Origin of the sequence: Micromonospora sp. DT31, assembly GCF_049841795.1 — a bacterium.
Classification (GTDB): domain Bacteria; phylum Actinomycetota; class Actinomycetes; order Mycobacteriales; family Micromonosporaceae; genus Micromonospora.
Window position 1 is genome coordinate 47,959 of the sequence record NZ_JBNCKZ010000024.1, and the last position, 14,174, is coordinate 62,132.

The 14,174-nt window shown below is 73.3% G+C and carries 10 protein-coding genes; 3 read left to right on the forward strand and 7 right to left on the reverse strand.

What is annotated here, in order from left to right; translation table 11 throughout:
* Window positions 1-145 precede the first annotated feature (145 nt).
* Window positions 146-718, reverse strand: coding sequence for a hypothetical protein (locus ACLQ2X_RS26205; RefSeq protein ID WP_425683744.1), 573 nt, complete (start codon window positions 716-718; stop codon window positions 146-148).
* A 373-nt stretch (window positions 719-1,091) separates the two neighbouring features.
* Window positions 1,092-1,994 (reverse strand): sulfotransferase domain-containing protein, encoded by a 903-nt coding sequence (locus ACLQ2X_RS26210; RefSeq protein WP_425683745.1) that lies wholly within the window; start codon window positions 1,992-1,994, stop codon window positions 1,092-1,094.
* A 238-nt stretch (window positions 1,995-2,232) separates the two neighbouring features.
* Between ACLQ2X_RS26210 and ACLQ2X_RS26215 the strand changes: the two genes are divergently transcribed.
* Window positions 2,233-5,493 (forward strand): hypothetical protein, encoded by a 3,261-nt coding sequence (locus ACLQ2X_RS26215; protein WP_425683746.1) that lies wholly within the window; start codon window positions 2,233-2,235, stop codon window positions 5,491-5,493.
* A gap of 56 nt (window positions 5,494-5,549) precedes the next feature.
* Here the strand turns inward: ACLQ2X_RS26215 and ACLQ2X_RS26220 are convergent, their stop codons facing one another.
* Window positions 5,550-6,581 (reverse strand): DUF3800 domain-containing protein, encoded by a 1,032-nt coding sequence (locus ACLQ2X_RS26220; RefSeq protein ID WP_425683747.1) that lies wholly within the window; start codon window positions 6,579-6,581, stop codon window positions 5,550-5,552.
* Between the two features lie 229 nt (window positions 6,582-6,810).
* Here ACLQ2X_RS26220 and ACLQ2X_RS26225 point away from each other — a divergent pair, with 229 nt between their 5' ends.
* Both ACLQ2X_RS26225 and ACLQ2X_RS26230 read left to right on the forward strand, forming a co-directional pair.
* Window positions 6,811-7,749 (forward strand): ATP-binding cassette domain-containing protein, encoded by a 939-nt coding sequence (locus ACLQ2X_RS26225; RefSeq protein WP_425683748.1) that lies wholly within the window; start codon window positions 6,811-6,813, stop codon window positions 7,747-7,749.
* Window positions 7,746-8,492, forward strand: coding sequence for an ABC transporter permease (locus tag ACLQ2X_RS26230; RefSeq protein ID WP_425683749.1), 747 nt, complete (start codon window positions 7,746-7,748; stop codon window positions 8,490-8,492). The genes ACLQ2X_RS26225 and ACLQ2X_RS26230 overlap by 4 nt, the downstream gene beginning before the upstream one ends.
* Here ACLQ2X_RS26230 and ACLQ2X_RS26235 read toward each other — a convergent pair.
* The 4 genes from ACLQ2X_RS26235 to ACLQ2X_RS26250 are packed head-to-tail and all read right to left on the reverse strand — an operon-like array spanning window position 8,476 to window position 13,510.
* On the reverse strand, window positions 8,476-11,613 hold the full coding sequence (locus ACLQ2X_RS26235; protein WP_425683750.1) for a BTAD domain-containing putative transcriptional regulator: 3,138 nt from the start codon (window positions 11,611-11,613) through the stop codon (window positions 8,476-8,478). The two genes, ACLQ2X_RS26230 and ACLQ2X_RS26235, sit on opposite strands and share 17 nt — an antisense overlap.
* A gap of 51 nt (window positions 11,614-11,664) precedes the next feature.
* Entirely contained in the window at window positions 11,665-12,351 is a 687-nt protein-coding gene (locus ACLQ2X_RS26240) for a hypothetical protein (RefSeq protein ID WP_425683751.1), read from the reverse strand.
* Window positions 12,348-13,175 (reverse strand): ATP-binding cassette domain-containing protein, encoded by an 828-nt coding sequence (locus ACLQ2X_RS26245; protein WP_425683752.1) that lies wholly within the window; start codon window positions 13,173-13,175, stop codon window positions 12,348-12,350. Before ACLQ2X_RS26245 ends, ACLQ2X_RS26240 begins: the two co-directional genes overlap by 4 nt.
* Window positions 13,172-13,510, reverse strand: a complete 339-nt coding sequence (locus ACLQ2X_RS26250; protein WP_425683753.1) for a PadR family transcriptional regulator — start codon at window positions 13,508-13,510, stop codon at window positions 13,172-13,174. Before ACLQ2X_RS26250 ends, ACLQ2X_RS26245 begins: the two co-directional genes overlap by 4 nt.
* Window positions 13,511-14,174 lie beyond the last annotated feature (664 nt).

The window sequence follows — 14,174 nt, forward strand, 5'->3', positions numbered from 1 at the left end:
TCCCGCCGGCAACCAAAGCGGTGATCGAGGCCTCACAACACCGAGGCACATCAACCTTCAGCCACACTCAGTGTTGGCAACGCCCCCCGCAGACCCCCGGCTTCGGAATGACCGTCACGCTGGCAGCTTCTCTCTCCACTGAGCGCTAAGCAGGGAGTCGGTAATGCTCACGCAACCTGACGACGAACTGCCTTGTCTGCTCGGCAACGAAGGAGGGCTCGCTATCTGCGCCGACCATCATCCGATTTAGCACACTGACGCACTGGTCAAATCTTCCCAATTCAGCGTACAAGATCGCCAGGTTCCCCCAGTCGAATTGTGATTTCGCCACTCCCTCTAGATGACGGGCCATTTCCGTCAAGGAAGTAAAGGCTCTCAGGAAGGGAAGCCCCACATCTCTCAAATCCGAAAGCAACAGCTGAACAACCGCTTCGATATCACCTCTCGACAGGACGGCCCATCGCGGAACCAGGCCCCCTTCGCGACCTTGAGCAGGGAACAGATCTGTAAGGGACGCCCCAACCACGCAGGCGCCTTCGGTCAGGCCCAAGAAGCTTGCAGCCAAACCAGAGACTCGACTGTGAATAACACCGACGGACGGGTCCAACGAGATACCCCAGTCACGGGGTGTCACATCAAGCCCAATAGAGAAAACCAGACCGTCACCTGCGGGCTGCTCGAAGATCAGGTAGCCTTCCTCGTCATCCGGCCCATTCACCCAGCCAAGGTTGCCCAGCTCTCGAGCCAACCTCCGCCTAAGATCATCTATCAAGACCCGCATGCTGGACACTGCCAAAGATCGAACTGAACACCCATTGTCAATTGCCAGCGGGTGGAGCACCACAGTGGTCAAGACGATCGGCTGAACCGGGCGGAACAAGGACCCGGTGCCCGGAGGTCTCCACCGCCGGGTACCGGATCGGCCTCTTCGGCTTGTTCCAGCGCTACTGCATGCCTTGGGTGCCAGTGCGAACCGCACCTGAGCCCCGGGCCGCCTGGCTGTCCCCCGCAGCTGCTGAGATCGCTACCGAGGAACCCACGCAACCAGGGCGGCCGGCGGTCGATGGGATGCCCCGCAGCCGTCACCCGACCTACCGGGTAGCGGACCCCTGCCCACTCTGCTCGTCGGTCACGTCGTCACGCGCGGGGTAGCCGAGCGCCTCGGCGAGGTCGCCGGCGGCGGCGGCGTACGCGGCGTAGATGTCGTCGTCGAAGTGGTTGCGCCAGTCGCCGGACGCGCCCTTGCGGTAGTGCGAGATCCGCCCCGGGGTCTCCTTGCTCTTCTTCATCTTGGTGAAGCTGTAGCGGGCCAGGAGGGCCTCCAGCTCGGCCGGCGGCAGGGTGATCCCGCAGTGCCGCATGAGCTGGTCGACCTCGTCGGCCTGTCGCTCGCCGGTCAGGTCCTCGTAGCGGAACAGCCGGAACGTCTCCGCCGGCGGCGCGACGGCCCAGGACCGCATCTGCCCGAACTGCTTCTTGTCGTCGAGGCGCTTGATGACGTAGAGCATCCCCTCCTTCTTCGGCAGTTCCTGGAGGGCCTTGCGCGCCTGTGGGATGTCGCCCATCGGGGCGTGTGAGTTGCGCAGCGAGAAGTAGCTGGACACGACGACGTCGCGCGGGTCGCGGATGACGAAGAACGCGCGGTAGGTGCCGGCCTTGGGCACGGCCTCGAAGCGCTTGTGGGAGAGGAAGATCGCCAGGCCCACGCGCCCGGCCGGCACCGGTGCCGTCGCGCCGCCGGAGTAGAAGCGCGGGTCGTAGGGCAGCAGCCCGCAGTGGCGGTAGACGGACGCGTCGCTGAACAACGCCTTGATCCACTGGCTGCCGGTCTTGCGGACGGTGCAGTGGAAGATGTTGTCGAACTCGCTGCGCTGCACGACCGGCACGGTGAGCCGCATGCGGGCGTTACGTGCTTCCATCTGGGCCCGCCGGGCCTTGACGCGTAGGGAATTCGGCGAATTGTGCTTGGCGAATTCGACGGCCCGATTGATCATTTTCCAACCTTATCCGGACCCCTGCGCGGCGGGGGCTGCACGACAGCTTTGCGCACGTCACGCAGGCGTAATCCGCAGACTCCGCCTGCTCGCCCGCGCCGCTAGGAATATCCCCTACGGTCCTTTTGATGTCAATCCCGGACAGCTGACGGCACGCAGGTAACCTACAATTTAGATAGGAATTGCAGGTTGAATGCGCGGGACACCGCCCGTGCCGACCCACCGGCACAATGGCGCCGTGCTCACCGCCACCCGCGCTCTGCTGACGTCCCTCGACCCGCTGTCCCACCGCGAACGGACACGACGCCTGGTGGCGTGGGCACTGACCGCGCCCGACCGCCAGCGGGTCTGCGCCGACCTGCGCGCACTCGGCGCCTACGAGCGGCGGCTCGCGTTGCTCGCCGACCTCGCCACCCGGGACACCGAGGCCATCGCCGCCGCGATCGACGACCCACAACCCTCGATCAGCGCCACCGCGCTGACCGCAGCGGTGCGGGCCGGTATGACGCCCGTCGGCCTGGCCGACCGGCCGGCGATCGCGCGACGCCGGGTCTACCGGGCGCTGCGCCGCCGGCCGGCGCCGATCGTCGCCGACCCGCTGATCACCGAGGTACGCGACCGCTTCGGCGACCACGAGGCCGCCGCCCTGCTGCCGGCCTGCGGCCCGGAGACGGTACGGGCGCTGCTGCCCGACCTGGAACACGCGCTGAACCCGGAACGGCTGCTACGACGGCACTCCGACGTCGTGCTGGCCCGCATCGGCGAACGGCTGGCCACAGCCCTGCCGGAGCTGCGTGCGGGGATCTGGGGCGAGGTGGCCGGCGCGGTGCTGCGCGCCGATCCGGCGCCGGCGCTCGACCTGCTCGACCGGTACGCCCCGGAGGAGTCACTGCCCGGTCCGCTCATCGCGTACGGTCGTCTCGCCGCGCACGACGCGGGCCGGGTCGTACGGCTGCTCACGACCCCGGCCCGCGCGGCCTGGCTGGCGCGGACCACGCTGCCCCGGGCGCTGCTACGCCGGCTCGCGGCGCTGCCCACCGGCGAACTGGCGCCCCTGGCCGCCCGGCTGCGCGAGCGCGACCACGCACTGGCCGAGCTGCTGCGCGCCGTCGCGCCGAGCCGACGTGCCGAGTTGTACGACGCGGCGCTCGCCGACACCGACCCCACGGCGCTGCTGCCGGAAACACAGGTGATGGAGGTGCTGCCGGCGGCGGTGCGGGTCCGCGAGGCGGCCCGGGTGCTGACCCTGCCGGGCGTCCGCGAGCGGGAGCCGGCGGTGTGGTTCTGGAGCGCGTACCTGCCGTGGCCTCAGGCGTCGACGGCGGTGGGTCCGGCACTACGTTCGGGCGACGCCGAGGAGCGGGCGCAGGGGTGGACGCTGCTGGTGGCGGCCGCCCGCCGCTCCCGCGACCCGCGGGTGGTGGCCGAGGTGGTGGTCCGGCTCGGCCGGCTGCGCAACGAGCAGGAGCCGGTACGCGCCGCCGCGCTCACCGCGCTGGCGACCGTGGCGCCCCTGCTCACCGCCGGCACCGCGGGCGGGCTCACCCAACTGACCACCGACGCGGTCGACGCGCGGGACACCTCGGCGGTCACCACGACCGCGTTGAGCCGGCTGGCGGCCGACGTCCTCGCGCACCACGTCGACGTGCCGGAGTTGGTCGAGTGGGCGCTGCTCACGATCGACCTGACCAGTTCCGGCGCGAACGTGCCGGTGCTGCGCCGCTTCGACACGGTGCTGCGGCGGGGACAGGAGGCGGTGGTCTTCGACCGGCTGCGCGGCTGGGTGGAGGCCGGCATGGCCCGTGGCCGGTACGGGCTGCTGTTCGCGCTCACCCACGCGCTCGGCAAGCGGGCCTGGCAGCTGCCCGGCCTCCAGGACCTGCTGCGCCGGGCGATCGGGCCGCGCACGCTGCCCTCGGTGGCGCGCACGGCGGCCGGGCTCTGGCTCGCCGATCCACGTACCCGTGCGCGCCGCGTCGCCGAGGTGCTCGACGTGGACGCGTCGGCGGTGGCGATCCACGAGGTGTGGGCGACGGTCTGCACCTCCCGCACCGACCTGCTCGACCGGGTGCTGCGCCGTGCCCCGCGCGGCCGGTTCGTCGAGCGCGGGAAGCGGTGGGTGCCCGGCTGGGCACCGCACGCCGACCGGTGGCTGCCCCGCCACCAGGCCCGCTTCGTGGCGCTCCAGGATGTCGTCGTCACCGACTCCGGCCAGCCGGTGTGGCAGCGGGCGGCGGCGATCCGGACCGCCGCCGGGGCCGGAGCGGCGGGACGCGAGCTGGTGCTGCGCCACCTCGACGCGCCCGAGGTGCCGATCGCCGAGGCGGCGCTCGGCGCGCTGGCCTGGACCGACCGGCCGGACGAGGCGTTGCCGGTGCTGCTCCGCTACGCCGACGGCGACCGGGCACGTGTCGCGCTGTACGCGGCCGGCCGGGCCGCGCCGTACGTCGCCCCCGCCCGGCTGGTCGAACCGCTGCGTGGGGTGCTGACCGGCGCCGCGAAGGTCACCAGCCGTAAGGAGGCCGCCCGGCTCCTGGCCCGCCACGGGCCGGTGGACGTGCTGGCGGCGCTGGCCGACGCGTACGCCGATCCGCGGGCACACCGCGACGTGCGCACGGCGATCGTCTCCGCCGCCCGGCAGCGGCTGGGGCCCGAGGCGGGGTGGGCGGTGTTGCGGGCGGCGGTGCACGGCAGCCGCGAGGAGCGGCGCGCGGTGCTCGGGGCATACCCGTCCGGAATCCCCCAACGGCATCGGCCTCGCTACGCCGCGCTCGTCGTCGAGGCGTGCCGGGCCGACGACCGGGAGGTCCGGCGGGCCGCGTTCACCGCTCTCGGCCAGTGGTGGCCGTGGCTGGACGACGTCGCCGACCTGGTCGTCGACCGGCTCACCGACCTGGACGAGACGACACCGAACATCGGGGTGGCGAACCTGCTGCGGGCCGGTGGCGACCGGGCGTTCCGCGCCGCGCTCGCCCGGCTGGTGGACCGGGACGCGGCCGACGACGACCCGGGCGGCCCGGCCGCCGACCGGCCTGCCCGGCGGCGCGTCGGGCTGCTCGCGGACGGCGCGGCCATCTGGTCCGACAGCCTCTCGGCCGCCGACCGAACCGGGCGGGTCGAGGCGGCGCGGTGGCTCGCCGGTCACGACGGCTTCCTGGCTACGGCCACCGGGCTGCTCGTCACACTCGGCCGGCTGGACAACCTGGACGAGGTCGCCGCGCTCTGCGCGGGCCGACCCGTGGTCGCGGTCCGCACCGCCGAACGGGTCAGCGGTCGCCTGCGCGACATGCGGCAGCGGCCCGATCCGGCTGTTCTCGCCGACACGGTGGCCCACCTCACCGGTCGCGGGGACCTCGCCGGCGGGCTGTTCGCGGTGACGCTGGTCGCGCACGGCTCGGCGTTCGGCTGGAAGACACCATGGCGGGAACTGCTGATCGGGTTGCGCCGTCATCCGGACGCCGACGTGCGGGAGGCCGCGTACACGCTCGACATGAGCTGATCACGTCGGCTCCTGGTCCGCCGTTGCCGCGACGGCGTTCGGGGCGTGTGCCACGGCTACGGTGTTCGGGGCGTGCGCCGCGGCGCCGGCGCTCGGTCGTGGCCGGAGGCCCGGGACAGCAGCGGGCGCAGCGGCCCGTCGCCGGGGAGGCCGGGCATCCGGCGGGCCACCCCGGCGAGCAGGTCGGCGACCTGGACGCGCGGGTCGTCGCGCGAGTCGGTCATCACCAGCCCGGCCAGCGGTGACGGGCCGGGCTGGTCGCCCGCGGCCAGCGCCGCCTGGAGGCGGCGCAGCCGGCCTTCGGTGAGCGCGCTCTGCTCGTCGTGGATCACCAGCACCCGCCGCCGTCCGCCGCTCCAGTGAAGGACGGTCTCGGCCAGCGCCGGCAGCAGCGGCTCCAGCGGCGGCGGGATCGTCCGGTCGCCCGCGTACAACCGGGCCTGCACGGCTGCGACCCGGGCCCGGTCGAGCGCGTCGAGGACCGCGCCGGCCGGCCCGTCCCCGACGTGACGCCGCAGCGCGTCCCGCGCGGCGAAGAACCGTTGCACGCTCCGGTCGTCCGCTCGGTCCCGCCGCTTGGTGCGCAGCATGTCGACGACGGCGGCGAGGAAGCCGGCCCAGTCGGGTCCGGCCGCCCGCCCGGCCCGGTGCAGCGCCGCCGCGGCCGGACGCCGGTCACCGGTGAGGCGGGTGCCCGCCGCGTACGACGGCTCGGCCAGCAGCAGGTCGACGACCCGGGTGGCGAGGAAGAACTCCTTGTCGACCAGGTGCACGTGCGCCCGGCCGCGCAGCGCCGACAGGAACCACTCCACCACCTCGGCGGCTTCGTGGCTGCGCAGGAACTGCCGGGACTTGACCTCGTCGGGCGAGAACCGGAACCCGGACCGCAGCGTACGGATCAGTTCGGCGGCCTCGTCGCGGCTCAGGTCGACACTCGCGTGGACGATCACCGGGGTGGCCGGATCAAGCAGGTTGGTGCCGGAGAAACCGGACTCGTCGCAGGCGATCTCCAGCACCGCGCCGGTAAGCGCCTCGTCGGGTGGCAGACCGCCCTGGAGCGGCAGCCTCGTACCCGTCGACCCGGCCATGCCGACCATGCTCGCCCACCCGGCCCGCGACGGACCAGCGGTTAACCCGGATCGCGCCCGCCGGGCTCAGCGCCGACAGCTCCGCGACCAGGTGCCGGGCCCGCTCCACGATCACCGAGAACGCCTCCCGATCCACCGAGCGGCCGTACGACAGCCCACCGACAAGCTGTCAGCGGCCGTGTCAGCGCCGTGTCAGGGCGGTGGCGGCACGGCCGCCCATGGTGGTCGCATGACGAGTTCAGCGATCGCGGTCTCCGGGCTGCGCAAGGCGTACCAGGACAAGGTGGTGCTCGACGGCATCGACCTGGATGTCCCCGCCGGCACGATCTTCTCCCTGCTCGGCCCCAACGGGGCCGGCAAGACGACAGCCATCAACATCCTGACCACCCTGATCCGCGCGGACGCCGGGACGGTGCGGGTCGCGGGGCACGACGTGGTCACCGAGGCCAAGGCGGTCCGCGCGGCGATCGGTGTGACCGGGCAGTTCGCGGCGGTGGACGAACTGCTGACCGGGCGGGAGAACCTGCAACTCATGGTCGACCTCGGCCCGCGCGGCCGGGTGACCGGCAGGCGGGTCGTCGCCGAGCTGCTGGAACGGTTCGACCTGGTCGGGGCCGCCGACGAGGCGGTGTCGACGTACTCCGGGGGGATGCGGCGCAAGCTGGACCTGGCGATGACGCTGGTCGGCGAGCCGCGGATCATCTTCCTGGACGAGCCGACGACCGGGCTGGACCCGCGCAGCCGCCGCATCATGTGGTCGATCATCCGGGAGCTGGTGGCCGACGGGGTGACCGTCTTCCTCAGCACCCAGTACCTCGACGAGGCCGACCGGCTCGCCGACCGGATCGCGATGCTGGACCAGGGCCGGCTGGTCGCCCAGGGCACGCCGGAGGAGCTGAAGCGCCGGATCCCCGGCACGCACGTGCGGTTGCGGTTCGGCACCGTCGCCGAACTCGACGCGGCGGCGCTCGCCCTGCCCGACGCGGTACGCGACGAGGAGTCGCTGGCCCTGCGGGTGCCCGCCGACGGTGGGACCGCCTCGCTGCGGGCCCTGCTCGACCGGCTCGACGCGCACGCGATCAGCGCGGACGAGCTGTCCGTGCAGACCCCCGACCTGGATGACGTGTTCCTGGCCCTGACCGGCCGTACCCCGGAGGTGGCCGCATGAGCAGGAACCACTCGGTCGTCATGCTGCGCCGCAACCTGACGCACCTGCGCCGCAACCCGAACTCGGTGTTCAACGCGGTGCTGATGCCGATCATCGTCATGCTGATGTTCGTGTACATGCTCGGCGACGCCTTCTCCGTGGGTGTCGACTACGTCGACTACGCGACGCCGGGCCTGATGCTGCTGGCGGTCTGCTACGGCCTCGGGGGCACCGCCGTGTCGGTCAGCTCCGACATGACCAAGGGCATCATCAACCGGTTCAAGGTCATGCACGTCTCCCGGGGCGCGGTGTTGACCGGCCACGTCGTCGCCACCGTGCTCACGAACGTCGTCGCGGTCGCGGCCCTGGTCGGGGTGGCGTTCCTGCTCGGTTTCCGCCCGGCCGCCGGACCCCTCGACTGGCTCGGCGTGGCCGGCACGGTGGTGCTGCTCAGCGTCGCCGTCAGCTGGTTCACCGTCGCGCTGGGCCTGTTCGCCAAGTCGCCGGAGTCGGCGGGCATGGCCGCCGTGCCGCTGATCCTGCTGCCGTTCTTCAGCAGCGCGATCGTGCCGGCGGACAAGATGGGGGCGGGACTGCGGCAGTTCGCCGAGTACCAGCCGTTCACGCCGGTCATCGAGACCCTGCGCGGCCTGCTCGCCGGCACGCCGTCGGCCGGCGACGTGATCCCCGCGCTCGCCTGGTGCGCCGGCATCGCAATGGTCGGCTACCTGTGGGCGCGGTCCACGTTCACGAAGCGAGCGTGATCCCGGCCAGCCGCTCCCAGTCGGTCCCCCGGCCCTGTGCGACCGCCTCGGCGAACCCCGCGTCGCCGAGGCGGTCGCGCGCGGCCGCCTCGATCCGGGGCACCTCGGGGTGGGAACGGTCGGGCAGCCCGCGTACCGCCGCACTGGCGCCGAGCAGCCGCGCCGCCTGATCCGGCCGGTCCAGCCGCAACGCCAGGTCCGCGACACCGACGAGCACCTGCGCGGTCAGCGGCGCGTAGCCGCCGTCGCGCGCCGCCCGGCACGCCGCCGCCCGATGGGTACGCGCCTGCTCGACGTCCCTGGCCAGGTAGCCCAGCAGATCCTCGGTGCCCGCCCGGATGCCGGCCAGGTCCGCCTCGTCGCCGAGCAACGCCGACACGGCCCGCAGTTGCGCGTACGCCTCGTCCGCGTCGCCGTCGTAGTGGGCCAGGTACGCCTCGGCCAGCGCCAGTTCGGCCAGGGCACCCGGCCAGGCGACCCGGGCGGCGAGCCGTTGCGCCTCCGTCAGGGCGGCCGTGCTCGCCACGTGGTCGCCGCGCAACCGGTGCAGCCACGCCAACCGCGCCCGCATCCGGATCACGTCCTCCACGGCGCCGACCTCGGTGACCGCCACGACGGCCTCCTCGTAGTACGCGCACGCGGCGGCGACGTCACCGCGTGCCGCGATCAGCTCGGCCAGCTCGCTGAGCGCGAACGAGATACCGAACCGTTCGCCGACCGCCCGGAACTCGGCGAGCGCCCGCCGCAGGGACGCCTCCGCCTCCGCCGGCTCCCGGCCGAGGATGACCCGCAGCTTGCCCAGGTGCAGCCGGGCCAGCGCGCGTACCCACGGGTCCTCGTGGTCGAGCAGCGTCTCCCAGGCGGGCAGCAGCGCGTCCGGTTCCCGCAGCATGCGCTCCATCGGCACGACGAGGGCCAGCTCCGGGTGCGCGCCCCCGCCGGCCCGGCTCAACCGGTACGCCTTGTGGATCCACTGCGCCGCGTGCTGCGCGTCACCCGGCCCGGAGGTGAGGAACAGCACCACCAGCCCGTACACCACGGCACGGATGTCCTCGGGCACCTCGCCGGGCGTCTCGGTGGCCGCGATGATCAGCTCCATGCCCTCGGTCCGGTGGCCGCCCAGCCACCAGTACCAGCCGGCACCGGCCGCCAACCGCATCGCCGCACGCGCCTCGCCGGCCGCGAGCGCGCCCCGCATCGCGGCGGTGATGTTGTCGTGTTCGGCGTCGAGCCGCGCGAGCCAGGTGAGCTGGTCGGCGCGGCGCAGACGCGGCGCGGCGGCCTCGGCCAGTTCGGTGAAGTACGCCAGGTGCGCGTGGCGGGCGAGGTGCGCCTCCCCCGCCTCGGCGAGCCGCTGCGCGGCGTACTCCCTGATCGTGCCGAGCATGCGGTAACGCGGCCCGGCCCCGCCCGCGGCGACCAGCAGCGACTTCTCGGTCAGCGCGGTCAGCAGGTCGAGCACGTCGTCGGCCACGACGGCACCCCCGGCGCAGATCCGCTCGGCCGCCTCCAGGCTCGCTCCGCCGGAGAACACGGACAGCCGGCGCAGGACCACGCGTTCGGCGTCGGTGAGCAGTTCCCAGCTCCAGTCGACGATCGCGCGTAGCGTCCGGTGCCGGGGCAGGGCGGTCCGGCTGCCGCCGGTGAGCAGCCGGAACCGGTCGTCGAGCCGGCCGGCGAGCTGGTCGACGGACATGGTGCGCAGCCGCGCCGCGGCCAGCTCGATCGCCAGCGGCATACCGTCGAGCGCGCGGCAGACACGTGCCATCGTCGCGGCCGTGCGGGCGTCGAACGCGAGGTCCCGACGGACCGCGGCGGCCCGGTCCCGCAGCAGGCGTACGGCGGGCGAGGACTCGATCTCGGCGACCACGGCGTCGCCGTCCGGCAGGCCCAGCGGCGCCACCGGCCACAACACCTCGCCGGTGATTCCCAGGGGTTCCCGGCTCGTGGCCAGGATGCGCAGCCGCCCGCACTCGCCGAGCAGCCGGTCGGCCAGCGCCGCCGCCTGCTCGACCACGTGTTCGCAGTTGTCCAGGATCAGCAGCATGTCGCGGTCCCGGATCGCCGCGACCAGCCGGTCGACCGGCTCCGCGCTCGCCGCGTCGCCGAGCAGCGCGTCCCGCATGCCGAGCCCGGAAAGCGTCGCCTGCACCACGTCCCCGTCGGCACTGACGGCGGCGAACTCCACCAGCCACACGCCGTCGGGCAGGTCACCTGTCATCCGGCGCCCCGCCTCCGTGGCCAGCCTGGTCTTCCCGGAGCCACCCGGACCGGTGAGCGTGATGAGCCGGTGCTCGGCCACCAGCGCGCCGAGCGCGCCGACATCGGCGTCCCGACCCACGAAACTGGTCAGCTCGGCGCGCAGGTTTGTCCGGCGGCTGTCCTCCCGGCGTACCGTCCCGCCACGCAGCAGGGCGACGTGCAGTGCCGACAGCTCCGGGGACGGATCGACGCCCAGGGCGTCGGCGAGCGCATCGGCGGTGCGCTGGTAGACCAGGAGCGCCTCGGTGTCCCGGCCGGCCGCGACGAGCGCGCGCATCAACGCCGCGGCGAGCCGCTCGCGCACCGGGTGGGCGGCCACCAGGTCGGTCAGCTCCGCGATCAGGTCGGCTTCCCCACCGAGCCCGATCTCGGCGTCGTACCGGTCCTCCGTGGCGGTCAGGCGCAGCCGCTCCAGCCGGGTGGCCGCCGCGTCGAGCGCCGGGCTGTCGGGCAGGCCGACGTCCCGCAGCGCATCGCCGCGCCACAGGCCCAGCGCCTCGCGCAGCAGCCGGACCCGCTGCGGTCCGTCGCTGTCGCGGGCCCGGCGGACGAGACGTTCGAACCGTACGGCGTCGACGGCGTCGGGCTCGACGGCGAGCCGGTAGCCGTCCGGCAGCCCGTCGACCGCGCTCGCCGGCAGTGCCTTACGCAGCCGGGACACCAGCCGTTGCAGGGCGTTCGCGGCGTCGGCGGGTGACTGCTCACCCCAGATCCAGTCGACGAGTGTTGCCTTCGGGACCACGCGGCCGGGCTGGAGCGCAAGGGCGGCCAGCAGACCGCGCAGCCGCGCGCCCGGCACGTCGGCCGGGACGCCGGCGTGCGTCGTGACCCGGAACGGCCCGAGCAACCCGATCTGCACCCGCCGATCCTGTCACGCCCGGCGACCGGGTTTCGTCCGCCGCCGCCGAGGTCAGGTCGCGAGCCGCAGGTGCCGCCGCTGGCGCAGCCGCACCGCGGCGGCCACCACGACCGCCACCGTGAGCGCGACCGCGAAGACGAGCCCGTGGGTCAGGCCCCGGGTGAGATAGCCGCCGTCGGTGTGGTCGACGGCGTAGGTGGCGATCTCGCGGCTGAACCAGAACGGCAGCGCCCGGGTCGCGCTGCCCGCCGGGTCCATCACCATCTGGAGACCGACCACGGTCAGCAGCACCAGCGTGCCCTCCAGCTCACGCGGCAGCACGGCGCTGAGCAGCAGGCCGAAGGGCACGGCCACGAACACGGTCAGCATCATGATCAGCGCGATCGCCGCGTACCGCACGTCGCGCTGGTCGACCAGGATGAGCAGGAAGTACGGGGTGGAGAGCAGCAGCCCGACCGTCCAGAGGGCGAGCAGCCGGCCGAGCACCAGGTGCCGGCTGCCGTAGCCGGAGAGCCGCAGGCGGGGTTCGATGCCGCGCGCCGCGCTGCCCGCGAACAGCGCGGCGGTGCTCAACGCCCAGCCCAGGCCGAGGCAGACGAAGCGGATCGACTGCCCGAGGTAGTCGCCGCGCCGGCTCAGGTAGAAGGCCAGCGGCAACAGCAGCAGGATGACTAGCACGGTACGGCGGCGCAGCAGCTCGCGCAGGGCGGTCTCGGCCACCACGAGGACCCGGCTCATGCCTCACGCTCCCCGAGGGTCGCCAGGTCGAGCACGACGTCGACCCGGTCGAGCTGGTTGAGCAGGTGGGTGACGACCACGATGGCCTTGCCAGCGTCGCGCCAGCGCCACACCTCGTGCCAGAAGTCGAGATAGGTGCCCCGGTCGAAACCCTGGTAGGGCTCGTCGAGAAGCAGCACGTCCGGCTCGCCGATCCGGGCCAGCACCAGGTTGAGCTTCTGCCGGGTGCCGCCGGAGAGGTGCCGCGCCTGGGTGCGTCGCGGCGGCGTCCACTCCAGCCCGGCCGCCTCCGCGCGCCCGGTCCGCCGGGCCGCCGTCCGACCCAGCCCTCGGCCGGCGCCGATCAGCACGAAATGCTCGTCGGCGCTGAGGAACTCGGCCGTGCCGCCGTCCTGCGGGCAGTAGCCGAGCGTGCCGTGGACCTCCACGGTGCCCGTGTCCGGGCTCAGCAGGCCGGCGCAGATCCGCAGGAACGTGCTCTTGCCGGCGCCGTTGGCGCCCACCACCGCCGCGATCTCCCCGGCCCGGACGGTGAGGTCGACCCGGTCCAGCACGGTCTGCCCGCGGTAGCGCTTCGTGATGTTCCGGGCGGTGAGCCGCACCGGTCCCGGTTGGCGGCGCGGTGGGCGTACGTCGGGGCCGCCGAGGCTGTCGACGACCGCCCGCGCGTACGCCTCCGGCGCGCCGAAGACCCGCAACGGCGGTTCTCCGCTGTCGAGCAGATGGGTGGCCGCCTCGGCGACGACGTGACCGGTCAGGTCGGGCCCCACCCCGTGCCGGCGCAGCTCGCCGGTCAGGGCGGCGAGCCAGAGGTTGTGGTTCACCGCTTCGGCTCCTCGTTCAGTAGTGCGCCCACGCTCGACGCGAAGGCGCTCCAGTCGGTCGCGGCGGCGAGCAGCGCCGCGCTGCCGGCCGGGCTGATCCGGTAGTACTTGCGCGCCGGCCCGCTCCCGCCCTCCCGCCAGTGGGCGGTGAGCAGGCCGGCGCGCTGCAGTCGCAGCAGGACCGGGTAGAGGGTGCCGCCCTGCACGGCGCCCAGCCCGTGGGCCCGCAGCGCCTGGGACAGTTCGTAGCCGTAGGACTCACCCCGGCTCAGGAGCGCCAGCACGCAGAGTTCGAGCACCCCGCGCAGCCACTGCGCCCGCCGTTCCTGGTTCATCCCGTCATCACCCCGTGGACAGTAGCGCCGCCATCTAGATAGCGCAACGATCTACTGGGGCACCGGCACGGGACAGCCCGCCGCGCGGAACGCTGGTAATTCCGCGCTTCCACTTGTTCGACAAGGGGATGCGACATGGCCGACACGGGGGCCGAACAGCACCCGGACGCACCGACCGGCGGGGCACAGGGACCGGATTCGGCGTGGATGCCGCCGTCGGGCGGTCCGGCCCACGGGCCGACACCCGCCCCGCCACCGCCGTGGTCGACCGCAGCGGACCAGCAGGCCGGGTCGCCGTCAACCGACCGGCCGGACGGGCCACCGGGGCACACCGCCCCGTTCGGGGCGTACCCGCCGGGCCCGCCGCCGGCGCGCCGGCGCGACGATCCGCAAGTGCCGCTACGACGACCCGAAGCCGGACACGCTGACCCTGCTGCCGGCCAACTACCGCCTCCGGGTGTACGAGGTGGCGACCGGCCGGAAGCTGCTGGACAAGGCCATGGGTGGCGACGACCGGGCGTGCCCGTACGCGAACCCGCGCGTCAGGCGAGGTCGGCCCGGGGCCGACCTCGCCTGACCGCTGTCACAGGGTGGTTTCGCCGTTGAGGCCGAAGTAGTCGTGCCATTTGGTGCTGGGGGCGAAGGTGGTGCCGGTGGAGAGGGC

Bases quoted from the DNA above. Each gene is read 5' to 3' on its own strand.
- ACLQ2X_RS26250 (WP_425683753.1), bottom strand. From the start codon at position 13,510: ATGAACCAGGAACGGCGGGCGCAGTGGCTGCGCGGGGTGCTCGAACTC.
- ACLQ2X_RS26220 (WP_425683747.1), bottom strand. From the start codon at position 6,581: ATGGCCGGGTCGACGGGTACGAGGCTGCCGCTCCAGGGCGGTCTGCCA.
- ACLQ2X_RS26225 (WP_425683748.1), top strand. From the start codon at position 6,811: ATGACGAGTTCAGCGATCGCGGTCTCCGGGCTGCGCAAGGCGTACCAG.
- ACLQ2X_RS26230 (WP_425683749.1), top strand. From the start codon at position 7,746: ATGAGCAGGAACCACTCGGTCGTCATGCTGCGCCGCAACCTGACGCAC.
- ACLQ2X_RS26240 (WP_425683751.1), bottom strand. From the start codon at position 12,351: ATGAGCCGGGTCCTCGTGGTGGCCGAGACCGCCCTGCGCGAGCTGCTG.
- ACLQ2X_RS26210 (WP_425683745.1), bottom strand. From the start codon at position 1,994: ATGATCAATCGGGCCGTCGAATTCGCCAAGCACAATTCGCCGAATTCC.